Origin of the sequence: Streptoalloteichus hindustanus, from assembly GCF_900129375.1 — a bacterium.
GTDB classification, from domain to species: domain Bacteria; phylum Actinomycetota; class Actinomycetes; order Mycobacteriales; family Pseudonocardiaceae; genus Streptoalloteichus; species Streptoalloteichus hindustanus.
On record NZ_FQVN01000001.1, the window covers coordinates 923,087 to 944,760 of the forward strand.

Consider the following 21,674-nt stretch of genomic DNA (forward strand, 5'->3'; position numbering starts at 1 on the left):
CTCCTGCGCAGGAGCCGGCGAGGTGCCGCCGATCACTCAGAGCAGTCTATGCCCTGTCCGCGCGATCCACGCCACGGCACCGTCCGGGTCCCGCCCTGGGGCGGGGTCGCCCGGACGGGTGAGCGCTAGCCGCGCGGTCCCCGCGGCTTGCGAGCCGCCCGGCCACCGACGCGGCGCAGGCGGAACAGTTCGAGGGCTCGGCCGATGCCGAACCGGAACAACGCGCGGACCTCGTCCGGGCGGGCGTTGTCCAACAGCTCTCCGACCTCGTCCTCGCGAACCGCGACGTGTCGGAGGCGGGCCTCGACGCGCTCCATGAAGAGCGCGAAGAACATCACCACGAGGGGAACGACGACGACGAGCCAAGCAGTCATGGTGCCGCCGATCCTTGCGCATCCCCGGCGCGGGCGCACCCCCGGGTCGGGTGGGACCCGCGTCACACCTTCGATCACGGGTCCGGGCCCGCGGACCCCTCGTCCGCCGGGTCGTCGCGCTCCGACCGCCCCGTCGTCCCCGACCCGTAGGCTGGTCGTCGTGCCCCCCACGACCCGCGGAGCAGGACAGCGCGGCGGAGACCGCCCGGTCGCGGAGAGCCGCGTGGCGCTCGTCCGCAGGGTGCGCCGGATGGTGCGGGCGCTGGCCGGCGGATATCCGGACGCGCACTGCGAGCTGGACTTCACCAACCCGCTCGAGCTGACCGTCGCCGTGATCCTGTCGGCGCAGTGCACCGACAAGCGGGTGAACGAGGTCACGCCCGCCCTGTTCGCCAGGTACCGCAGCGCCGCCGACTACGCCGGAGCCGACCGGACCGAGCTGGAGGAGATGATCCGGCCGACGGGCTTCTTCCGGAACAAGGCCGCCTCCCTCATGGGGCTCGGCGCGTCGCTCCTGGAGAAGCACGGTGGCGAGGTTCCCCGGCGCCTGGAGGACCTGGTGGCCCTGCCCGGCGTGGGCCGCAAGACCGCCAACGTGGTCCTGGGCAACGCCTTCGACGTGCCCGGGATCACCGTGGACACGCACTTCGGCCGTCTGGTGCGCCGGTGGGGGTGGACCGGGGAGACCGACCCGGTCAAGGTCGAGCACGCCGTCGCGGAGCTGGTCCCCCGCAAGGAGTGGACCCTGCTGTCGCACCGGGTGATCTTCCACGGCCGGCGGGTCTGCCACGCGCGCAAACCGGCCTGCGGCGCCTGCTTCCTCGCCAGGGACTGCCCGTCGTTCGGCACCGGTCCGACCGACCCGGCTGAGGCGGCGAAACTGGTCAGGGGCGCGGAGGCGGAACACCTGCTCGGGCTGGCCGCGACCGTCAACGGCGGGGCGGCCCGGTGAGCGAGCCCTCGGCGCCATCCGGTCGCACCACCCTGCGCTGGGCCCTGGTCGCGTTGGTGCTCGTCGTCGCGGCGGCGGTGGCACTGTGGCCCAGGGACGGCGACACCGCGGCGGCGCCGCGCGACGCCACCGCGAGTGAGCGGCCCGAGCCCGACCTGGCGCCGCTCCGGCAGCGGGCCGCGTTGCCGCCCTGCCCGTCGGGGCAGCCGGGCGCGCCCGCTCCCGCCGAGCTGGCGGGGAAACGGGTCCGGTGCCTCGGCGACGGCGGCTCGGTCGACCTGGGCGCGGCGCTGGCCGGACGGGCCACCCTGGTCAACGTGTGGGCGTCGTGGTGCCAGCCGTGCCGGGCCGAGTTGCCCGCGCTCGCCGCGTACGCCGCCCAGCCGAACGCGGTGCCGGTGCTGGGCCTGCAGGTGCAGAGCCCGGCGGCCGACGGGTTGTCGCTGCTCGCCGACCTCGGTGTGCGCCTGCCCTCGGTCCACGACGCCGACGACGTGGTCAAGGCCGCCCTGAAGTTCACCACCCTGCCCTCGTCGTACCTGGTCACGGTGAAGGGCGAGGTGAAGCGCCTCAGGCCGACGGTGTTCAGGAGCCCTGACGAGGTGCGTCAGGAGGTCGACCGGGTGCTGGGGGAGGGCGGCTGATGCGAGCGGGACCCCTGGTGGACCCCGACGACGTGCCGGAGTGGATGCGGAGGCTGGTCGCGGCGACCGACGGCCTCGACGCGCGGGCGCTGACCAAGGTGACGCCGCCGTCCGGCGGCGGTCGGCTGGCCGCGGTGCTCGTGTTGTTCGGCGAGGACGGGATGGGCCCGGGCACCGGCCCGGACGTGCTGCTGCTGCGGAGAGCCGACCACCTCAACTCGCACCCCGGCCAGGTGGCCTTCCCCGGGGGCGCGCTCGACCCGACCGACGACGGCCCGATCGCCGGCGCGTTGCGCGAGGCCGAGGAGGAGGTCGGCGTGCTGCCGGTCGGTGTGCGGCCGGTGGCGGTGCTGCCCGAGCTCTACGTCACCCCGTCCCGGTTCCTGGTCACCCCGGTGCTCGGCCACTGGCGGGAGCCGTGCCCGGTGCGCCCGGTCGACCCCGCCGAGACCGCGGCGGTCGCCAGGGTGCCGGTCTCGCACCTGGCCGACCCGGCCAACCGGTTCCGCGTCCGGCACTCCTCGGGCTACGTCGGGCCGGCCTTCCACGTGCCGGGGATGCTGGTGTGGGGGTTCACCGGCGGGGTTCTGTCCAGCCTGCTCGCTCTCGGCGGCTGGGAGCGGGAGTGGGACACCGGTGACGTGCGCGACCTGGACGCCGCGTGGCGGGCGGCGCGCAGTCCCGAGGAGGTCCGGTGAACTGGATCGACCTGGTCGTGGTGCTGCTCGCCCTGCTCGCCGCGATCTCCGGGGCCCGGCAGGGCGTGCTCATCGCGTTGCCCGCGTTCGTGGGCGTGATCGGTGGCGTCGTGCTGGGCCTGTGGCTCGCGCCGCAGATCGTGTCGCACTTCGAGAACGTGGTCACCCGGGTCGCCCTCGGCGTCGCGGTGCTGGTGCTGCTGATCGCCCTCGGCGAGACGCTCGGCGTGTGGCTCGGCCGCACGCTGCGGGACCGGATCACGTCCAGGAAGTTGGCCGGCGTCGACAACGTGCTCGGCGCGGTCGTGCAGGGCATGGTCGTGTTCGTGGTGGCGTGGCTGGTCGCGCTGCCGCTCACCAACGCCCCCGGCCTGCCCGGGCTGACCTCGGCGCTGAAGGGCTCGCGGGTGCTGGGCACCGTGGACTCGGCGATGCCCTCCGCCGCCCGCCAGCTCCCCGACGACCTCCGCAAGCTGCTCGACGTCTCCGGCTTCCCCGCCGCGCTCGCGCCGTTCGCGAACACACCGGTGCAGGAGGTCCAGCCGCCCAACCCCGAGCTGCAGCGGAGCCCGACGGTGCAGCGGGTCCGGGCCAGCGTGGTGAAGGTGCGCGGTAAGGCGCCGTCCTGCTCCCGGGCGTTGGAGGGCACCGGGTTCGTGGTCTCGCCGGAGCGCGTGATGACCAACGCGCACGTGGTGGCCGGCACCGACGAGGTCTCGGTCGAGATCGGCCGGGGCAAGCTGCCGGCCAAGGTCGTGCACTACGACGCCGGCAAGGACGTCGCCGTGCTGGCCGTGCCGGACCTGACGGCCCGGCCGATGGAGTGGGCGCCCGGCGAGGCCCGGTCGGGGCAGGACGGCATCGTCCTCGGCTACCCGCTCGACGGCCCCTACACGGCGAGCGAGGCGCGGGTCCGCGAGAAGATCAACCTCAAGGGCCCGGACATCTACGAGGCGCGCACCGTCCAGCGCGAGGTCTACACGGTGCGGGCGACCGTCCGCAGCGGCAACTCCGGCGGGCCGCTGGTGGACGCCGAGGGCCGGGTCCTCGGTGTGGTCTTCGGCGCGGCCGTGGACAACCGGGAGACCGGCTTCGTCCTCACCGCCGCCGAGGTGGCGCAGGAGGTGCGGATGGCGCCGCAGCTCGCCACCCGCCAGTCGACCGGGTCCTGCGCGGCCTGAGCCCGGCCGGGGCGCTCCCCGGTCAGGACGTGGAGGCCGTGAGGAACTCCGCGAGGATGCGGCTCGTGGTGTGCGGCGCCTCCTGGTGCGGGAAGTGCCCGACCTCGGGCAGCACGCGGTAGTCCGAGCGCGGCCCGGTCCAGATCGCCGAGGCGCGCGTCGTGGGTTCGAGCATGGTCGGGTCCAGGGCGCCGTGCAGCCGGAGCACCGGCACGCCCAGGCGGCGGTCCACGACCTCCGCGAACCGGCGACCCTCACCGCGCAGCTGGGCCCGCACCGCCCAGCGGAAGTACTCCAGCGAGCAGTGCGCGACCCCGGGGACGAGCATGGCCTCGCGGTTGCGCCGCACCGCCTCGTCGAACTCGGGCGCGACCGTCCACTTGGGCCCCGACCAGGCGCGCATCATGCGTTCCACCGCCGCGGCCCCGTTCCGGGTGAGCCGGCGTTCGGGCACGATCGGGAACTGGGCGGTGAACACGTGCCGCGCCGCGCGCCCCTGGCTCCGGGGGCCGCGCCAGATCGCGCGACGCAGCGCCAGCGGGTGCGGCGCGGCGAGGACGGCCACGTCGCGCACCAGCCGCGAGTGCATCGCGGCCACCGTCCACGCCAGCAGACCGCCCCAGCCGTGTCCGACCAGCGAGGCGCGTCGTTCGCCGAGCGCGCGGACCAGCCCGGCGACGTCGCCGGCCAGCGTCCAGCCGTCGTAGCCGCGCGGGGGCTTGTCCGAGTCGCCGTAGCCCCGCAGGTCCACGGCCACCGCCCGGAACCCCGCGTCGGCCAGGCCGATCAACTGGTGCCGCCACGACCACCAGAACTCGGGAAAGCCGTGCAGGAGCAGCACCAGCGGGCCGTCACCGGCCTCGGCGACGTGCAGCCGGATGCCGTTGGCGGAGACGTCGCGGTGCGTCCACGGCCCGCTGATCCGAACCGTGGCCGGGTCCGGTGGCGTCGGCACGGCGGGTCGGGCGGGTCAGGCGGTCGGCGCCGACGGGCGTCGCTCCGCCTCGGCGGCGTGCTGGTCGCCGAGGCTGGACAGCCGTTCCGCGGTCTCCCGCACCGTGCTGATCGTGCGCTCCGGCTTGCGGATGCTGCGGACCCGGCGGTAGCCGAGGAAGCCGAGGAAGCCGGCGGTCGCCAGCATGACGGCGAACACGATGCCGAACGACGCCGAGCGGTAGAGGCCGAGGTCGGCCAGCAGCTCGGCGACCGCGAAGAACAGGAAGAACGACGCGAAGACGAGCACCGCGAGCGCGAGGATGAAGTAGACGCTGCCGCGGACACCCTTCTTGACCTCGGCGGCGATCTCCATCTTGGCCAGCTCGACCTCGGACCTGACCAGGGTGGACAGGTGCGCTGTCGCGTCGCGGACCAGGCTGCCGAGGGACTGGTCTCCGGGCGCGTCGCCCACCCGTTCCTCGGTCAGCGGGATGGACGGGACGGGCGGCAGCCCGCCGTCGGCCCGGCTGCCGTTGTGTGGGTACTGGCCGCTGGTCACGTCGGTCATCGTGCCATGTGTCCTCACGTCGCCCCGCCTGACCGCGCCGCACGGTGGCGGGAAAGCGTTTCCCTAGTCGTCCGTGTCGTCGCTGTCGTCGGCGTCAGCACCGTTGTCGCCGTTGTTGCGGTGCACCCGGCTGCGTCGGACCAGCATCGCGGCGGCGAGCAGCGAGGCCACCGCGGAGGCCAGCAGCACGGCGGCCTTGGCGCGTTCCGCCGCGGCGCTGTCCAACGACAGCTCGGCGATGAGCAGGCTCACCGTGAAGCCGACCCCGCCGAGCATCGCGACCGCGGCCATGTCCCGCCAGCCCAGGTCGTCCGGTTTGCTCGCCACCCCGAGCCGGACCGCGACCAGCGACGACCCGAAGATCCCGACCAGCTTGCCGACGACGAGCCCGACGATGACCGCGATCGCGACCCGGTCCGCGGTGAGCTCCCGCAACGCGGCGCCGTTGACCGGCACGCCCGCGGCGAAGAACGCGAACACCGGCACCGCCACCCCGGCGGACCAGGGCTGGAGGCGGTGCTCCAGCCGGACCGCCGGCGCCTCCTTCTCGTACGGGTCGCGCCGGACCCTGGTGAGCAGGCCGAGCGCCACCCCGGCGATCGTGGCGTGGATGCCGGAGAACTCGACGGCCAGCCAGGTGCCCAGCGCGATCGGGACGTACAGCCACGGTGTGGTGACGCGGCGGCGCTGGAGGTAGGCGTACAGCGCGCAGAGGACGATCGCGGCGGCGAAGGCGAGCAGGTTGAACGAGCTGGTGAACAGGATCGCGATCAGCAGGATGGCGCCCAGGTCGTCCACCACGGCGAGGCTCAGCAGGAAGACCCGCGCGCTGCTCGGCATCCCGGACGCGGTGATGGCGAGGACGCCCAGCGCGAACGCGATGTCGGTGGCCACCGGGATGGCCCACGCCTCCGCGCCGCCGGGCGCGCCCCAGGCGATGCTGAGCGCGAGCGCGGCAGGTACCGCCATTCCGCCGACGGCGGCGATCACGGGGAGTAGCGCGGAGCGCAGGTCGGAGAGCTCCCCGACGACCAGCTCGCGCTTGAGCTCCAGCCCGGCGACGAAGAAGAACAGGGCGAGCAGACCGTTCTTGGCCCACTCGGCGAGGCTGAGGTCCATGTGGAGCGCCGCCGGGCCGACGCGCAGGTCCCTGATCGCGTCGTACTCGCCGCCCCACGGGGAGTTCGCCCAGATCAGCGCCAGGGCCGTCGCGGCGAGCAGGACCATGCCGCCGACCGTCTCGGTGCGCAGGTAGCGGGCGAACTCGGCCATGGCCTGGGTGGTGCGGGGCGTGCGCGTCAAGATCCACTCCGGGGGGTCTGCTAGCAGTTGTCCATCACTGCCGACCAGGCTTCCCGGCGCACCTTCACGCAATCCTAACGACTCCATCGAGTGATCAGAAGATGCTTAGACGAGCTAATCATCACGGTTCTGACCACGGCCGGGAGGGAATAGGCTGCTCTCCGTGATCGCACCGCGATGGAAGCTCGCACTGATCGGGTTGGTCGCCGGCGCGATGTCGGGGCTTTTTGGCATCGGCGGCGGCGTGGTGATCGTTCCGGCGCTGGTGGCGTGGTGTCGTCGCGACCAGAGACAGGCGGTGGCGACCTCGTTCCTCGCGCTCGGCCCGCTGGCGCTGTTCGGCGTCGTCGGTTACGCGCTGCACGGACAGGTCGACGTCCTCATCGCCGTTCCGCTCGCCGTGGGCTCGATGGTGGGCGCCTGGATCGGCGCCGCGCTGCTCACCAGGGCGCCGCTGGCGTTCCTGCGCTGGCTGTTCGCGATCGTCGCGCTGGCCACGGCCGGCAAGCTCGCGCTGGACCCCGGCATGCCCCTCGGCGAGATCAGCCACGAGTGGTGGCGGCTGGCCCTCCTGCTGCCGATCGGCACGCTGATCGGCGTGCTCGCGGCGCTGACCGGGATCGGCGGCGGCGCGGTCATGGTCCCGGTGATGCAGCTCGGGTTCCACGTGCCGGCCGCGTTGGCCAAGGGCACGTCACTGCTGGTCATCCTGCCCACGTCGGTGCTGGGCGGCTGGCGGAACCTGCGCAACGGCAACGGGTCGCTGCGGGACGCGGTCTGGATCGGCGGCTCCGGCATCGTGGCCACCGTCGCCACCAGCCAGTGGGCGGTGGTCATGGACCAGTCGCTGTCCGACGTGCTGTTCGGCTGCCTGCTCGTCTTCGTCGCGGTCCGCACCGTGTGGGGCGACCTGCGTCGTCTCCTGGGCCGCCGCAAGGCCGAGGCCGAGGTCGAGGTCGACGAGTCCTGACGTCCGCGGAGCGGAGCGGGGGGCTGGCCGGATCGCTCCGGCCAGCCCCCCGCGTCGTCCGGTCGGTCAGTCCTCGGACGAGGAGGGCCCGCGCAGACCGGCGCTGATCAGGTCCATCACGGCGGAGTCCTGCAACGTGGTCACGTCGCCCAGCGCCCGGTTCTCGGCGACGTCCCGCAGCAGCCGTCGCATGATCTTCCCGGAGCGCGTCTTCGGCAGCTCGGGCACGACCATGATCTGCCGGGGCTTGGCGATCGGGCCGATCTCGTGCGCGACGTGCTCCCGCAGCTCGGCCAGCACGTCGTCGCCGCCCTCGCTGCCGCCGCGCAGGATCACGAAGGCCACGATGCCCTGGCCGGTCGTCGGGTCGGACGCGCCCACGACCGCCGCCTCGGCCACCTTCGGGTGGGAGACCAGCGCGGACTCCACCTCGGTGGTCGAGATGCGGTGGCCGGACACGTTCATCACGTCGTCCACCCGGCCGAGCAGCCAGATGGCGCCGTCGGGGTCGTACTTGGCGCCGTCCCCCGCGAAGTACCGGCCCTCGAACCGGGACCAGTAGGTGTCGCGGTAGCGCTGCTCGTCGCCCCAGACGCCCCGCAGCATCGACGGCCACGGCTGGTCGAGCACGAGGTACCCGCCGCCGCCCCTGCCCACCTCGGCGCCGGTGTCGTCCACGACCCTGGCCGAGATGCCGGGCAGCGGCGCCATCGCCGAGCCCGGCTTGGTCGCGGTGACCCCGGGCAGCGGGGAGATCATGATCGCCCCGGTCTCGGTCTGCCACCAGGTGTCCACGATCGGGCAGCGCTCGCCGCCGACGTGCTCCCGGTACCACATCCACGCCTCGGGGTTGATCGGCTCGCCGACGCTGCCCAGCACCCGCAGCGAGGACAGGTCGTACTTCGCCGGGATCTCCGCGCCCCACTTCATGAAGGTGCGGATGAGCGTGGGGGCCGTGTAGTAGATCGAGACGCCGTACTTCTGGACGATCTCCCAGTGCCGGCCCTCGTGCGGAGTGTTCGGCGTGCCCTCGTAGACGACCTGCGTCGCCCGGTTCGCCAGCGGCCCGTAGACGATGTAGGAGTGGCCGGTCACCCAGCCGATGTCGGCGGTGCACCAGTAGACGTCGCTGTCCGGCTTGAGGTCGAACACCGCGTGGTGCGTGTAGGCGGCCTGGGTGAGGTAGCCGCCCGAGGTGTGCAGGATGCCCTTGGGGTTCCCGGTCGTGCCCGACGTGTAGAGGATGAACAGCGGGTGCTCGCTGTCGAACGCCTCGGGCGTGTGCTCCTCGGACTGGCCGTCCACCAGCTCGTGCCACCACAGGTCGCGGCCCTCGGTCCAGGCCACCTCGCCGCCGGTGCGCCGCACCACGAGCACGTGCTCCACGCTCGGGGTGTGCTGGACGGCCTCGTCCACGGCGGACTTGAGCGGGGCGGCCTTGCCCCGGCGGTACTGCCCGTCGGTGGTGACCACCAGCCGGGCCTCGGCGTCGTCGATCCGGGAGCGCAGCGCCTCGGCGGAGAACCCGCCGAAGACCACGCTGTGCGTCACGCCGAGCCGGGCGCAGGCCAGCATGGTGAAGATCGCCTCGGGGACCATCGGCATGTAGACGGCCACCCGGTCGCCGGCGCGCAGCCCGAGCGAGGCCAGGGCGTTGGCCGCCTTGCTGACCTCGCGCCGCAGGTCGGCGTAGGTGATGGTGCGGGTGTCGCCCGGCTCGCCCTCCCAGTGGATGGCCACCTGTTCGCCGTGGCCGGACTCCACGTGCCGGTCGACGCAGTTGTAGGCGACGTTGAGTCGGCCGCCCACGAACCAGCGGGCGAACGGGGCGTCCGACCAGTCCAGGACCTGGCTCCAGCGGGTGTCCCAGTGCAGCCGGTCGGCCTGCCCCGCCCAGAACGCCTCCCGGTCCTCGGCCGCCTCGTCGTAGAGCGCCGCGCCGGCGTTGGCCTGCGCGGCGAACTCCTCGCTCGGCGGGAACGCGCGGTCCTCGGTGAGCAGGTTGTCCAAGGCTGCGCTCTGCCCGGACCCGTCGGGGCCGGTCGCTCGGGTCATCGCGGAAGACCTCCCTGGGTTCTCGGCCTACAAGCCGGTCGTGCCACGTGCGGCGCGCCGGTGGCGGCCATGTGACCTGCGCCCAACCTAGTGCGATCCACGCCACTCGAACAGGGCAATACCGGAAAAGGTCCAGACCATTTCCGGGCCGTCGGAGCCGGGCGTCACTCGTTCGAGGGGGATCCGGCGAACGCGGGGGTGAGCCGGCCCGTCAGCCGCTCCCGCGCGGCGGGCCACTCGTCGTCGGTCATCGAGTACTGCACGGTGTCCCGGATCGTGCCGTCCGGCCGGACCCGGTGCTTCCGCAGGACTCCCTCGCGGCGCGCGCCCAGCCGTTCGATCGCGCGCTGGGACCGCTCGTTGCGGATGTCGGTCTGCCACCCGACCCGGAGGGCTCCCAGCTCCTCGAAGGCGCGCGTCAGGAGCAGGAGCTTCGCCTCGGTGTTGATCGGCGTGCGCTGCCACCGCCGGCCCAGCCAGGTGTAGCCGATCGAGAGCGACCGGTGCTGGGGGTCGACGCCGTAGTACGAGGTGGTGCCGGCCACGGCCCCGGTCGCCAGGTCGACCTGGACCCACGGCAGGTGGTCGCGCCGCTCGGCGGCGACGAGCTTGTCGGCCACCATGCGCCGGGTCGCGTCGAGGTCCGCCGGCTGGCGCTGGTTCAGCCAGGTCCAGACCTCCGGGTCCGCTCCCGCCGCGTGCAGTCCCTCGGCGTGCTCCGCCGTCAGCGGCTCCAGTCGCACGTGCGGGCCGACGAGCACCGGCCGCTCCCACCACGCGTCGTGGTCAACACCCATGGTCGGAGCCTAGGAGCGTGACCGTCGCCCGGGGAATGTCCACTCCGGACCGATATCGGCGGTCCACCCCGCACCGGGTACTGTCCGCCCCCGTGAGCGCGGTGGCGGAAGACCCGCTGGGACAGCTCCTCGACCTGCCCGGCGTGCGGGAGGCGGTGCGGTCCGCCAGGGACGCCGTGGCCGAGGTGCACCGGCACCCGACGAACCGGCGGGGGTGGCCGACGACGGCCGCCGAGGCGTCGGTGCGCGCGGCTCGGGCCTCGGCCGCGCTGGACGGCGGGAGCGTCGAGATCCCCGCCGACGGCGCCGTGTCCGACCCGGTCCTCGCCGGCGCGCTGCGGGTCGCCGAGGCGATCGGCCCGCTGCTCACCACCTGGGAGCGGGCCCCGCTCCAGGCGCTCGCCCGGATGCACGTGCTGGCCGCGGCGGACCTGGTGCCCGAGGGGCGATCCGAGGAGTCGACCGCGCTGGGCCGGCCGCGCCCGGGCGAGGAGATCGCGGCGCGGCTGAACCTGCTGGCCAGGGTGGTGACCGGCAGCGCCGGCGCGCCCGGCCCGGTGGTCGCGGCGGTCGTGCACGGCGAGCTGCTGACGCTGGCCCCGTTCGGCTCCGGCGACGGGGTCGTGGCCAGGTCCGCCGCCCGCGTGGTGGGCATCGCCTCCGGCCTGGACCCCAAGGGGCTGGCCGTGCCGGAGGTGGCGTACCTGCGGCGGGTCGAGGAGTACCGCGCCGCGGCCGCGGCGTTCGCAACCGGCACCGCCGAGGGCGTCGGCGAGTGGATCCGGTACTGCTGCCGGGCGATGGAGGCGGGAGCGCGCGAGGCGCGGTCCATCGCGGACGCCGCCGCGCAGGGCTGAGCCGCCCCGCCCGCTTCATCCGCTTCATCCGTTTCGTCCGTTCCGGGGCGCGGGCGGAGGGGGCCGGCGCCCGCCGGGACCGGCCGGTCGGGATGCTCGGACGGGTGACGGTGGCGGCGTCGTCCCGGGTGACCGCGACGGTCACCTAGCCGGGTAATTGCTGCTCACTCCGCCCGGGCGGGACGGTTCAGGCATGAGCATCGCGACCAAGGCCGTCCTCGAAGGCGGTCCCGAGGACCTGACCGACCGGGTCGTCCCGATCACCCCGCCCGGTTTCGAGCTGAAGCTGCCCTTCCGCGGCGGCTACGAGCACTTCAAGGTGACACCGCGCTACCAGGAGACGCCCGAGGGTCGGCTCCCGGTCTACGAGTGGATCTCCCGCACGGAGGTCGCCGAGTAGGCCGGGCCCCCGACCGCGGTGACGACCGAGGCGAGCAGGCCGGGGAAGCGGGTGTCCAGGTCCGCGGACCGCAGGGACACGTAGCGGATCCGGCCGTCCTGTCGGGTGCTGGTCACCCCCGCCTCGCGGAGCACCCGGAAGTGGTGTGAGGCCGTCGACGCGGTGATGCCGATGCCCTCGACCACTGCGGTGCAGCTCAGCGGGGCGTCCGTGGCCAGTCGGCGCACCAGCTCCAGTCGGACCGGGTCGGCCAGGGCGTGGAGCACGGACACCAGGTCGATGTGCTCCCGGTCCGGCTGGGGCAGCGTCCTCGCCATGCGTCCCAGGGTGCCACAACACTTCGATTGTTTGACAAGCGTCGAAGTGCCACTCATGATCCTCCCGTGACGCTTCGACAGTCATCAAACCTTTCGTGGGTGCTCGCCGTGCTGGCCCTGGGCACCTTCGCCGTGGGCACCGACGGGTTCGTGCTCGCGGGGCTGCTCCCGGCGATCGCCGCCGACCTGGACGTCCCGGTGGCGGTCGCCGGGCAGTTCGTCACCCTCTTCGCCGTCACCTACGCGATCTCCGCGCCGGTCGTCGCGCTCGTCACCGCGCGCTGGGACCGGCGCGCCGTGCTGTTCGGCGCGCAGGTCCTCTTCACGGTCGGCATGCTGCTGCAGGCCCTCAGCGACACGGTCGCGGTCATGGCGGTCGGCCGGGTGGTCGCCGCGGTCGGCGCCTCGGCCTACACGCCGACGGCGGCGGCGGTGGCGGGCGCGTTGGCCCCACCGGAACGCCGGGGCCGGGCGCTGTCCACCGTCGTCGGCGGCATGACCGTGGCCACCGTCCTCGGCGTGCCGGTGGGGGTCCTGCTCAGCCAGTGGGGGAGCTGGCGGACCGCGTTGCTGATGGTCACCGCGCTGGGGGTCCTCGCCACGGTGGGCACGGCCGTCGTGCCCCCGGTCCGACTGCCCGCCGTCGACCTGCGGACGCGCCTGCTGGTCCTGCGCCGTCCCGGTGTGCCGTCCACGTTGCTGGTCACGATGGCGACGATGGCGGCCGCTTTCTCCGTCTACACCTACATCGCCGAGCTGCTCTCGCCCGTCGCCGCGGGCGGCGTGCTCAGCCTGCTGCTGTTCGTCTACGGCGCGGCCGGCGTCGTGGGCAACGCCGTCGCCGGCCGGCTGACCGACCGGCACGGCTCCCGCCCGGTCCTGCTGGTCGCCCTGGTCAGCCTCACCGTGATGATGGCCCTGTGGCCGGTGGGGCGGGAGCACATCGCCCTCGCCCCGGTGCTGCTCGCGCTGTGGGGCGTCTTCGGCTGGATGTTCACCATCCCCCAGCAGCACCGCCTGATCGAGTCCGCGCCGGAGGCCGCGCCCGTCGCCCTGGGCTGGAACTCCTCGGCGCTCTACGCCGGCACCGCTGCGGGCTCCCTGCTCGGCGGCAGCGTCCTCGACCTGGCCGGGCCGGCCTGGCTCGGACCCTGCGCCGCGCTCGGGAGCGCCCTCGCGCTGGCGGTGGTCCTGCTGGTCCGGCCGCGGCCCGGGCGCGCCGGTCAGCCGGCGCCGGTGGCGAGCGTGGCCAGCGCCTCGCGCACGTGACCACCGGCCTCGGCCAGGGCGGCGGCGGCGCGCTGCACGTCCACCCCGGACAGCAGCCGGACCAGGGCGGTCTTGACGTCGCCGTTCGCCTCGGCCAGGACCGTGGCGCACTCCCGCTCGCCCAGACCGGTGGCCTCCCGCAGGATGCGGACCATCCGGCCGCGCAGCTTGGCGTTGGTCGCGACCAGGCTGACCATCAGGTTCGAGTAGGTGCGGCCCATCCGCACCATCACCGCGGTGGAGAACGCGGTCAGCGCCATCTTCTGCGCGGTGCCGGCCTTCATCCTGGTGGACCCGGCGATCGCCTCGGGCCCGGTGTCGAGCACCACCATCACGTCGACGTCGACCCGCTGGGAGACCGCGGGGTTGCCGGCGATCAGCGCCGACCGGGCGCCCAGCCGGCGGGCCGCGGCGAGCGCGCCGAGCACGAACGGGGTCCGGCCGGAGGCCGCGACGCCCACGACGAAGTCGCCGTCGGTCGCGTGCCGCTCGATCACCGCCGCGCCCGCCGTGTCGTCGTCCTCGACGTTCTCCACCGCCCGCAGCAACGCCGCGGAACCGCCGGCGGGGTGGGCGAGGAACCAGTTCGGCGGCACGTTGTAGGTCGGCACCAGCTCGGCGGCGTCCAGCACCGCCAGCCGGCCGGACGTGCCGGCCCCGGCGTAGTGCACCCGCCCGCCGGCCCGCAGGACCTCGACCGCGATGTCCACGGCGCGGGCCAGGTCCGGCAGGGCCGCCCCGACCGCGTCCGCCACGGTGCGGTCCTCGTCGTTGATCAGGCGCAGCACGTCGAGCGTGGGCAGGCGGTCGATCTCCCGCGTGCGGGGGTTGCGTTGTTCGGTCGGCGAGTTCACCTCGACCGCGGTCCGGCGCCCGGCGGGGATCATTTGCCGACCTCCCGCGGCCGTCGGCGGCCGTCCGGCCGCGGGCCGAGCCGGTGCCCGCTCACCGCCTCGTAGGTCGCGGACAGCGCCGCCCTGGCGGCGTCGAGGTGGTGCCTGGCCACCCCGATGAACAGGCAGTCGATGACGGTGAGCTGGGCGATCCGGCTGGCCATCGCGCCGGAGCGGAAGGTCGTCTCCCTGGCCGCCGTGGTCAGCACGTGGTCGGCCACCTCCGAGATCGGCGAGCGCGGGAAGTTCGTCAACGCGACCGTCGTCGCGCCGCGCTCCCGCGCGACCCGCAGCGCTTCCACCGTCTCGGTGGTGGAGCCGGTGTGCGAGATGCCGACCGCGACGTCCCCGTCCCGCAGCACCGCCGCCGAGGTCAGCGCCACGTGCGTGTCGCTCCACGCGAAGCTGGTCAGCCCGATGCGGTGCAGCTTCTGCTGGAGGTCGAGGGCGACGAACGCGCTGGCGCCGACGCCGTAGACGTCCACCCGGCGGGCGGTCGCGACCAGGTGCACGACCTCCTCCAGCGCCGCGACGTCGAGCTGCTCCGCGGTCTCCTCGACCGCCCTGGCGTCGGCGTAGGCGACCTTCGCCACCACCCGGTTGAGATCGTCCTCGGGCTCGATGTCGCCGCCGAGGTCGCGGTCGGCGCGGGCCGCCGAGCGCGCCGTGTCGGCGGCCAGCGCGATGCGGAGTTCGGGATAGCCGCCGACGCCGATCGCCTTGCAGAACCGGGTCACGGTGGTCTCGCTCGTGCCCGCCGCCTCGGCGACCTCGGTGATGCTGCGGTGCGCGACGGCGGCGGGGTCGTCCAGCACCACCTTCGCGACGCGCTGCTCCGCCCTGGCCAGGCCGGGCAGCAGCGATCGGATCCGGACCAGGGGGCTGGTTTCCGCGGTGTCGGTGTGGGGACCGCTCTGCGTGCTCACGTGGGAAACTTACTAACAAGTAGCTTTGGGGTCAACGCATTGTGGACGATCGGCGCGACGGGCGCACCTGCGGTTGCTGCTGTCAACTAACCTTCCTCTGAAGAGGTAACAAGCAGTGCTGCTTTCCTGTCGGAAGTTTTCCAACGAAACCTGACTCCCGCGTCGTTCCTCCACGCCATCGCGCCGTACCCCTGCATCGGAACCGCGGAGGTTGACATGCAGTGCGTTCGCTGTGGCACATGTCACTCTCTCGGGGGAACCGGGCCGGGGGGCGGGGCGTCACAAGTTGGCCAGAACGGTCGTTGCATCTGCGACTGGTGCGGCATGATGTGCCGGCCGTATGGGTGAACCTCGCCAGGGGGACGGTTATGAGCGGTGGAATGGGCGGCGGCGGGCACTTCCGGATCGACCTCGCGCGCGCGCCGCAGGTCGTGAAGGACCTGGAGGAGGCGCGGAACCAGCTCCAGGTCCTGCGCGGGAAGATCAACAACCTGGCCTACGCCGGCGACCCGGGCAAAGACGAGGTCAGCGTCAACGCCAAGAACCAGCTGCGGCGGCTCGCCACGGACTCCGCCCAGGGCTCCCTGGCCACCGCCACCGCCGCGTACCTGAAGGCGATCGACGACGCGGTCAACGCGATGAACGAGACCATCAGGACCCACATGACCGCCGAGGAGCTCAACACCTACCACGCGCGGCCGTACGAGGGTCCCAAGCCCTGGGTCGACCCCTACACGTGATCCGGCCCCACGGCCACCGGGATCCGAGACGTGAGCTGAAGGCATGAGGCAGAGGACGAGGATCAGCGTCGCCGTCGCCGGGGTGGCCCTCCTGGCCGCGTTGACCGGGTGCGGCGGCGGCCAGGAGGGGCAGGCGCGTCCCGCGGACGGGACCACCAGCGCCACCTCGGCGCCCGGAACGTCGACGCCGTCCGGGGAGCGGTTGGCGCCCCCGGTGGGCGACCCGAGGGACGCGAGCGGCGTCGCGCCGTGTGACCTGCTCAAACCGGACGCGGCCACCCGGCTCGGCTTCACGCCGCCCGGACAGCCGCTGTCCGACCCCTCGTTCAAGCCCTGCCGGTGGCGGGGGCCGAACGGCGCGGGTGTGTCGGTCTTCGCGGACACCGGGCGGCAGGGGCTGTCCGAGGTCTACAAGCAGAAGTCCCGGTTCCGGGACTTCCGGCCGGTCACCCTGGCGGGTGGGCACCCGGCCGTGTTCGCCAACGACGTCGAGTCCGACGTCGAGTGCGCCGTCTACGCCGGGGTGGCGGACACGCAGGCGGTGGTGGTCAGCAACCTGCGCCCGACCAGCGACCGCGCCAACCCGTGTGAGAAGGCCAGGCTCGTGGCGGAAGCAGTGATCGCCGGCCTGCCGGCTGGGAAGTGAGCTGGGAAGTGATTGGGGGCACCGATGGGTGACTTGGGGCTCGACCGGACGAACGTCAACTGGCAGGCCAAGCAGCTCGACGACCTCTACCAGGTCAAGGACGGCGAGACCAGCTTCGGGGACAAGGTCCAGGACTGGAAGGACGTCGCCGCCGAGTTCGAGGCGATCGGCCAGTACATCGACGCGTCGCTGAAGCAGGCGCGGGTCGTGCAGGACGGCGCGGCGGCCGACGCCCAGCAGCAGGCGATGCAGCCGCTGGCCCAGTACGCCGAGGCGTGCAAGGGCTACGCCGACATGACCGCGAACGCGGTGCAGGAGCAGGGCGGCCACCGGGTCACGGCGATGACCAGCCTCCCGGAGAAGATGGACAAGCCCTCGCTCAAGTGGTACGAGGCGGTCACCCTGCCCGGGCTGGTCAACCACGAGCTGGAGAAGGCCCAGTACGACGAGCGGACCGAGCAGGCCCGCAAGGTCATGGAGACCTACGAGAACAGCACCAACGCCAACCTCTCGTCGATGCCGACGTTCGAGCCGCCGCCCCCGATGGCCTTCGCGGTCGACGTCCCGTCGGGCGGCCAGAACCCGACGTGGAACGGCGACTACGAGAGCGGCTCGTCGGTGGGGAGCAGCGGCTCGACCACGTCCCAGCCGCCCGCCACCGTCAACCCGACCTTCACCGCGCCGTCGCAGGTGCCGCCGGGCAACGGCGGGCACTTGCCCCAGCCGCCCTACAACGGCGGGGGTGGTGGGGGCGGCGGAAACCCGCTGCCCACGCCGAAGCCCCCGATGCCGCTGCCGATGCCCCCCACGGGCGGCGGCGGCCCGTACCCGAAGCCGACGCCCGCTCCGCGGCCCAACCCGATGCGCCCCCTGCCGCTGCCGACGGGTCCGACCGGCCCCGGCGCCGGCCGCAACACCCCCGGCCCGGCTGCCGGCCGCGGTCCGGTGCCCAACGGCGGGCGCGGCGGTTTCGGGCCGGGCGGCCCCGGTGGTCGCGCGGGCTTCGGCCCCGGTGGCGTCGGCGGCCGCGGTCCCGGTGGCTTCGGCCCGATGGGCGGCGGCGCCGGTGACCTCGGGGCGCGGGGCGGCATGGGGCCGGGCGGCGCGTCGGGCGTCGGCGGTTTCGGCCCGGAGGACAACGCCCGCAACGGCGCGGCCGGCGGCGGCCGTCCCGGCGCGTCGGGCCCGGCCGGCGGCGCGGGAGGCCACGGCTCCCGCGGCCAGGGCGGGGAGGACAAGGAGCACAAGCGGCCCGACTACCTCGTCGAGATGGAGGACATCTACGACGACGGCACGAAGGTCGCGCCGCCCGTGATCGGTGGCTGAGGGGTCAGGGGTGAACGGGAGGATCACGCTGTCCCTGCTGGCCGCGGACGCGCTCCGCGAGCACCTGCGGATCAGGCTGCCGGCGTTGCTGGAGGTGCCCTCGCACGGCGCGACCCTGGACGAGCGGGCGGAACTGCTCCGGCGCGGCTGGGCGGAGATCCAGGAACGGGGCCTGGGGCGGCCGGGTGCGCTGGACGCGTTCGTCGAGGACGCGCTCCACCTGCTCTCCCGGCCCCCGGTCGGCCTGCACGTGGTCTTCGGGGAGCGCCCGGACGAGGAGCGGGCCGCCGTCGTGGGCATGCACGGCGACCAGGCCGTCCTCGGCGCCGTCCTGGGCGACGAGTTCGTGCTGGAGCGGCTCTACGCGCCGTCGGCCGCGCGGACCCTCGTCGGCCTCGTGCCGGAGGCCCCGGCCGGACGGGGCGTGTCGGTCACGGCGGCCACCGACGCGCTGGAGGACGTCGTTCGACGGTCCGCGGGGTCGGCCAACGCGATGGCGGCCGGTTTCACCTCCGTGGGGCTGCGCCAGGAGGACGCCCAGCACCTCGCGCAGGTGCTGTCGGCCCAGCGGCTGCGCGGGGGTCAGTTCGGGGCGAAGAGCTTCGACTACGTCACCGGCCGCACCACGAGGGTGCCCTTCACCGTCGACTTCATCGACACCACCGAGGGGCGCTACCTCGTCCAGCACAAGCCGGCGGGTGACGGGCGGCGGTGGTTCACTCTCGCGCCCGGCGACCGCAACCGGCTGACCGAGCGGGTCAACGAGCTGATCCGCGCCGCGAGCTCCGGACGCTAACGCCCGGCCGGCCGCCACCCGCCCGCGGTGAGCCGGCCGGGCTCCCGCTCGTCGTCGAACAGGACGCCCCGCTCGTCCTCGACCCGCAGGTCGTCGAGGTAGACGCCGCGGCCGGAGTACCTCTGGTCGGTGGTGTAGCGCCAGCGCAGCAGGAGTTCCCGGCCGGTGGGGTGGAGTTCGGCGCGGACGGTCCACCACCGCCGGTGTCCGGCTCCGGCCAGGCCGGGCCGCTCGTCGGCCGGGGCGCCGGGGCCGCGGGCGCTGACCGGCACCGCCGTCCAGCTCGAACCACCGTCCACACTGGACTCAAGCGTCAGCGTGTCGGTGGGCTCGGTGTCGACGAAGGCGTTGAAGCACACGGAAACGGGGCCGGACCGCACCGGCATGGGCGGCGTGCGCAGCGTCGCGGTCCGCTGGTCGCCCACCCCGGAGAACCACGCCTCGTCGCCCGCGACGGGACGGACGGCCATCGCCTGTGCCAGCCCCCTGGCCACCGCCTGGCGCGCCGGGTTGACGCTCCCCCAGTTCCGGCTCGGGTGGACGCGGTTGGTCAGCAGCACGGCGACCGACCGGGACACCGGGTCGATCACGAGCGACGTGCCGGTGAACCCGGTGTGCCCCGCGGTGCGCGGGCCGGACAGGCCGTCCATGTACCAGCGCTGGTCCAGCTCGAAGCCGAGCCCGTGGGCGTTGTCCGGGAACGGGGAGTTGTAGTTGGCCAGCATGCGGCGGACCGTGTCCGGGCGCAGGACGCGCCGACCCCGGTAGCTGCCGCCGTTGAGGATCGTCTGCCCGAGGACCGCGAGGTCGTCGGCCGTGGCGAAGATCCCCGCGTGCCCGGCGACGCCGCCCAACGACCACGCGTTCTCGTCGTGCACCTCGCCCCGCACGACGCCCCGCGGCGGGGTGGTCGTGAACTCCGTGGCCGCGACGCGGTGCCGCACCGAGGCGGGCGGGTTGTACCCGGTGTCCCGCATCCCCAGCGGCTCGGTGATCCCCCGGCGCACCAGAGAGTCCAGGTCGGAGCCGGAGACGCGCTCCGCGAGCACGCCCAGCGTGATCAGGTTCAGGTCGGAGTAGACGTACTTCTTCCCCGGCTCCGCCTGGGGTTTCGCCTCCAGCACCGCGCGGACGCGGGAGGGCTTGTCCGGCCAGTCGCGCCAGAGCGGCAGGAACGGCTCCAGCCCGGAGGTGTGGGTGAGCAGCTGCCGGACGGTCACCGCGCCCTTGCCGTTGGCGGCGAACTCGGGCAGGTACCGGCTCACCGGGGCCTCGACCCGGATCCGGCCCGCCTCGACCTGCTGCATCACGACGATCGAGGTGAACAGCTTGGAGATCGAGGCCAGGTCGTAGATGGTGTCGACGCCGGTCGGAACCCACTGTTCCCTCGGGAGCTCCTGCCCGCTCCCGTCGGCGCGGAGCCCGGCGTAGCGCACCGCGTACCCCGCCGAGTCGCGACGCACGACCACTCCGTCGTGGGCGAGCAGGGTCACCGCGCCGGAGAACAGCGGGCGCCCCGGCCCCTCCGTCCACGCCCGCACGTCGGCGAGCGCGGCGTCCAGCGGCCCCGCGTCCAGCCCGACCTGCTCCGGCGTCCCGTCCCGCAGGACCGTGCGCGGGGACGCGAAGCCGTGGCGGGGCCGGTCGAACCGGCCGGCGGGACCGCCGGTCTCGGGCGTGGGCTCGGCGGCGGCCGAGCCGGACGCCAGGGCCAGGAGAGCGACCAGGACGGAGACAAGACGACGCATCGCACTCCTCACCGGTAGAGCAGGTGGCGTTCCCGCTGACGGCGGAAGGCCGACAGCTCCGCGTCCCAGGAGCCCACCACCTCGTCGACGTCGGCGCCGGCGTCCACCTGGTGGCGGAGCCGGTCGGAGCCCGACAGCCGGTCGATCCAGTTGTCCGCGCGCCAGGAGAAGAGCTCCGGGTAGCGCCGGCGGGCCGTCACGATCATGGCCACCCCGGTGCGGACGGCGTCGAACGCGCGCCGGTCGGTGAGGTGGAGCTGCACGCCCCCGCAGGTCTGCTTCTCGTGCTTGCCGAAGGTCGGCACGAAGTACGTCTCGCGGAACAGCACACCGGGCAGGCGGAGCGCGTTGAGGTCCTCCGCCCACCGCCAGTCGACCTTCGGCGCGCCCACCGTCTCGAACGGGCGGGTCGTGCCCCGGCCCTCGGAGAACGACGTGCCCTCGAACAGGCAGGTGCCGGGGTAGACGAGCGCCGTGTCGGCCGTGGGCATGTTGGGGCTGGGGGGCACCCAGCTCAACCCGGTCTCGCCGAACCGGGTGTTCCTGCGCCAGCCGCGGACGCGGACGATGTCCAAAGAGGACAGTCGTCCGCCGGCGTCACCGGGGAGGAACTCCGCGTCGAACAGCCGGGCCAGCTCGCCGGTCGTCATCCCGTGTTGTTGCGTGATCGGCTTGCGCCCCACACCGGAAGCGAACTTCGGGTCGAGTTGCGGACCGTGCGCCTCGCCGCCCAACGGGTTCGGCCGGTCCAGCACGACGAAGCGGACCCCGGTCGCCACGGCCGCCCGCATCGCGGCGTACATCGTCCAGACGTAGGTGTAGAACCGCGCGCCGACGTCCGCGATGTCGAAGACGACCACCTCGACGTCGGCCTTCCGGAACATGGCGGCCAACTTGTCCGGGCTGACGCCGTAGGCGTCGTAGACGGGAATCCGCGTGCGCGGGTCCTGGTAGTCGCCCTCGGAGCCGCCGGCCTGGGCGGTGCCCCGGAAGCCGTGCTCGGGGCCGAACACCGCCGTCACCCGCACGTCGCCGCTGTCGTGCATGGCGTCGACGACGTGGCGCAGGTCGCGGAGAACACCGGTCGGGTTGGTCACCACGCCGACCCGCTGGCCGGCCAGGCGCCGCCACCCCTCGGCGGCCAGCACGTCCGCCCCCGTGGAGACCGGCCACGGCCAGCGCGGTTCCGCCGAGGCGCTGGCGGCGCCGCCGGCGAGAACCGGCCCCGCGGCGAGGGACGTGGCGAGGAAGCCCCGTCTGGTCAGGCCGCCCGTCACGG

General features: G+C 73.7%; 23 protein-coding genes. 12 read left to right on the forward strand and 11 right to left on the reverse strand.

Going from position 1 to position 21,674, the window contains the following annotated elements; translation table 11 throughout:
* Positions 1-125: 125 nt before the first annotated feature.
* Positions 126-374 carry a hypothetical protein gene (locus BUE43_RS04385; RefSeq protein ID WP_073479948.1) on the reverse strand — a complete coding sequence of 83 codons (249 nt, stop codon included), beginning with the start codon at positions 372-374 and terminating at the stop codon, positions 126-128.
* A 250-nt stretch (positions 375-624) separates the two neighbouring features.
* Here BUE43_RS04385 and nth point away from each other — a divergent pair, with 250 nt between their 5' ends.
* The 4 genes from nth to BUE43_RS04405 are packed head-to-tail and all read left to right on the forward strand — an operon-like array spanning position 625 to position 3,849.
* The gene (gene nth / locus BUE43_RS04390; protein ID WP_083959369.1) at positions 625-1,326 is read left to right on the forward strand and encodes an endonuclease III; all 702 of its coding nucleotides are present in this window, start codon (positions 625-627) and stop codon (positions 1,324-1,326) included.
* Positions 1,323-1,970, forward strand: coding sequence for a TlpA family protein disulfide reductase (locus BUE43_RS04395; RefSeq protein WP_073479950.1), 648 nt, complete (start codon positions 1,323-1,325; stop codon positions 1,968-1,970). Before nth ends, BUE43_RS04395 begins: the two co-directional genes overlap by 4 nt.
* Entirely contained in the window at positions 1,970-2,668 is a 699-nt protein-coding gene (locus BUE43_RS04400; RefSeq protein WP_073479951.1) for an NUDIX hydrolase, read from the forward strand. The genes BUE43_RS04395 and BUE43_RS04400 overlap by 1 nt, the downstream gene beginning before the upstream one ends.
* On the forward strand, positions 2,665-3,849 hold the full coding sequence (locus BUE43_RS04405) for a MarP family serine protease (RefSeq protein WP_073479952.1): 1,185 nt from the start codon (positions 2,665-2,667) through the stop codon (positions 3,847-3,849). Before BUE43_RS04400 ends, BUE43_RS04405 begins: the two co-directional genes overlap by 4 nt.
* Before the next feature lie 22 nt (positions 3,850-3,871).
* Here the strand turns inward: BUE43_RS04405 and BUE43_RS04410 are convergent, their stop codons facing one another.
* The 3 genes from BUE43_RS04410 to nhaA all read right to left on the reverse strand — a co-directional run bounded on the left by BUE43_RS04410 (position 3,872) and on the right by nhaA (position 6,625).
* The gene (locus tag BUE43_RS04410) at positions 3,872-4,804 is read right to left on the reverse strand and encodes an alpha/beta fold hydrolase (RefSeq protein WP_073479953.1); all 933 of its coding nucleotides are present in this window, start codon (positions 4,802-4,804) and stop codon (positions 3,872-3,874) included.
* Positions 4,805-4,819: 15 nt separating this feature from the next.
* On the reverse strand, positions 4,820-5,353 hold the full coding sequence (locus BUE43_RS04415) for a phage holin family protein (protein ID WP_083959286.1): 534 nt from the start codon (positions 5,351-5,353) through the stop codon (positions 4,820-4,822).
* Between the two features lie 63 nt (positions 5,354-5,416).
* Positions 5,417-6,625, reverse strand: a complete 1,209-nt coding sequence (gene nhaA, locus BUE43_RS04420) for a Na+/H+ antiporter NhaA (RefSeq protein WP_073479954.1) — start codon at positions 6,623-6,625, stop codon at positions 5,417-5,419.
* A 193-nt stretch (positions 6,626-6,818) separates the two neighbouring features.
* On the opposite strand from nhaA, the gene BUE43_RS04425 reads away from it, so the two are divergent.
* Positions 6,819-7,625 carry a sulfite exporter TauE/SafE family protein gene (locus tag BUE43_RS04425; protein ID WP_083959287.1) on the forward strand — a complete coding sequence of 269 codons (807 nt, stop codon included), beginning with the start codon at positions 6,819-6,821 and terminating at the stop codon, positions 7,623-7,625.
* A gap of 66 nt (positions 7,626-7,691) precedes the next feature.
* Here BUE43_RS04425 and acs read toward each other — a convergent pair whose 3' ends face one another.
* On the reverse strand, positions 7,692-9,680 hold the full coding sequence (gene acs, locus BUE43_RS04430) for an acetate--CoA ligase (protein ID WP_073479956.1): 1,989 nt from the start codon (positions 9,678-9,680) through the stop codon (positions 7,692-7,694).
* 164 nt (positions 9,681-9,844) lie between these two features.
* Positions 9,845-10,477 (reverse strand): GNAT family N-acetyltransferase, encoded by a 633-nt coding sequence (locus BUE43_RS04435; protein WP_073479957.1) that lies wholly within the window; start codon positions 10,475-10,477, stop codon positions 9,845-9,847.
* A gap of 92 nt (positions 10,478-10,569) precedes the next feature.
* On the opposite strand from BUE43_RS04435, the gene BUE43_RS04440 reads away from it, so the two are divergent.
* Positions 10,570-11,334 carry a Fic family protein gene (locus tag BUE43_RS04440; RefSeq protein WP_200797351.1) on the forward strand — a complete coding sequence of 255 codons (765 nt, stop codon included), beginning with the start codon at positions 10,570-10,572 and terminating at the stop codon, positions 11,332-11,334.
* A 193-nt stretch (positions 11,335-11,527) separates the two neighbouring features.
* Entirely contained in the window at positions 11,528-11,734 is a 207-nt protein-coding gene (locus tag BUE43_RS04445) for a DUF5988 family protein (protein WP_200797352.1), read from the forward strand.
* Here BUE43_RS04445 and BUE43_RS04450 read toward each other — a convergent pair.
* Entirely contained in the window at positions 11,698-12,051 is a 354-nt protein-coding gene (locus BUE43_RS04450) for an ArsR/SmtB family transcription factor (RefSeq protein WP_073479958.1), read from the reverse strand. The genes BUE43_RS04445 and BUE43_RS04450 overlap by 37 nt on opposite strands.
* A 99-nt stretch (positions 12,052-12,150) precedes the next feature.
* Between BUE43_RS04450 and BUE43_RS04455 the strand changes: the two genes are divergently transcribed.
* Positions 12,151-13,320, forward strand: coding sequence for an MFS transporter (locus BUE43_RS04455; protein WP_073479959.1), 1,170 nt, complete (start codon positions 12,151-12,153; stop codon positions 13,318-13,320).
* On the opposite strand, the gene murQ is transcribed toward BUE43_RS04455, so the two are convergent.
* Both murQ and BUE43_RS04465 read right to left on the reverse strand, forming a co-directional pair.
* Positions 13,275-14,207: an N-acetylmuramic acid 6-phosphate etherase gene (gene murQ, locus BUE43_RS04460; RefSeq protein WP_073479960.1), complete on the reverse strand. Its 933-nt coding sequence runs from the start codon at positions 14,205-14,207 to the stop codon at positions 13,275-13,277. The genes BUE43_RS04455 and murQ overlap by 46 nt on opposite strands.
* Positions 14,204-15,139 (reverse strand): MurR/RpiR family transcriptional regulator, encoded by a 936-nt coding sequence (locus tag BUE43_RS04465; RefSeq protein WP_073479961.1) that lies wholly within the window; start codon positions 15,137-15,139, stop codon positions 14,204-14,206. The genes murQ and BUE43_RS04465 overlap by 4 nt, the downstream gene beginning before the upstream one ends.
* Before the next feature lie 368 nt (positions 15,140-15,507).
* On the opposite strand from BUE43_RS04465, the gene BUE43_RS04470 reads away from it, so the two are divergent.
* From BUE43_RS04470 to BUE43_RS04485, 4 genes are read left to right on the forward strand one after another with little or no spacing between them, the layout of a single operon-like run.
* Positions 15,508-15,879: a hypothetical protein gene (locus BUE43_RS04470; protein WP_143173930.1), complete on the forward strand. Its 372-nt coding sequence runs from the start codon at positions 15,508-15,510 to the stop codon at positions 15,877-15,879.
* A gap of 43 nt (positions 15,880-15,922) precedes the next feature.
* Positions 15,923-16,525, forward strand: coding sequence for a DUF3558 domain-containing protein (locus BUE43_RS04475; protein ID WP_073479963.1), 603 nt, complete (start codon positions 15,923-15,925; stop codon positions 16,523-16,525).
* Positions 16,526-16,549: 24 nt separating this feature from the next.
* Positions 16,550-17,851: a hypothetical protein gene (locus BUE43_RS04480; RefSeq protein ID WP_073479964.1), complete on the forward strand. Its 1,302-nt coding sequence runs from the start codon at positions 16,550-16,552 to the stop codon at positions 17,849-17,851.
* Positions 17,852-17,861: 10 nt separating this feature from the next.
* Positions 17,862-18,647: an ESX secretion-associated protein EspG gene (locus tag BUE43_RS04485; protein WP_073479965.1), complete on the forward strand. Its 786-nt coding sequence runs from the start codon at positions 17,862-17,864 to the stop codon at positions 18,645-18,647.
* Here the strand turns inward: BUE43_RS04485 and BUE43_RS04490 are convergent.
* Positions 18,644-20,395: a serine hydrolase domain-containing protein gene (locus BUE43_RS04490; RefSeq protein WP_073479966.1), complete on the reverse strand. Its 1,752-nt coding sequence runs from the start codon at positions 20,393-20,395 to the stop codon at positions 18,644-18,646. The genes BUE43_RS04485 and BUE43_RS04490 overlap by 4 nt on opposite strands.
* Positions 20,396-20,403: 8 nt before the next feature.
* Positions 20,404-21,672, reverse strand: a complete 1,269-nt coding sequence (locus BUE43_RS04495; RefSeq protein ID WP_234995524.1) for an exo-beta-N-acetylmuramidase NamZ family protein — start codon at positions 21,670-21,672, stop codon at positions 20,404-20,406.
* Positions 21,673-21,674: the final 2 nt, after the last annotated feature.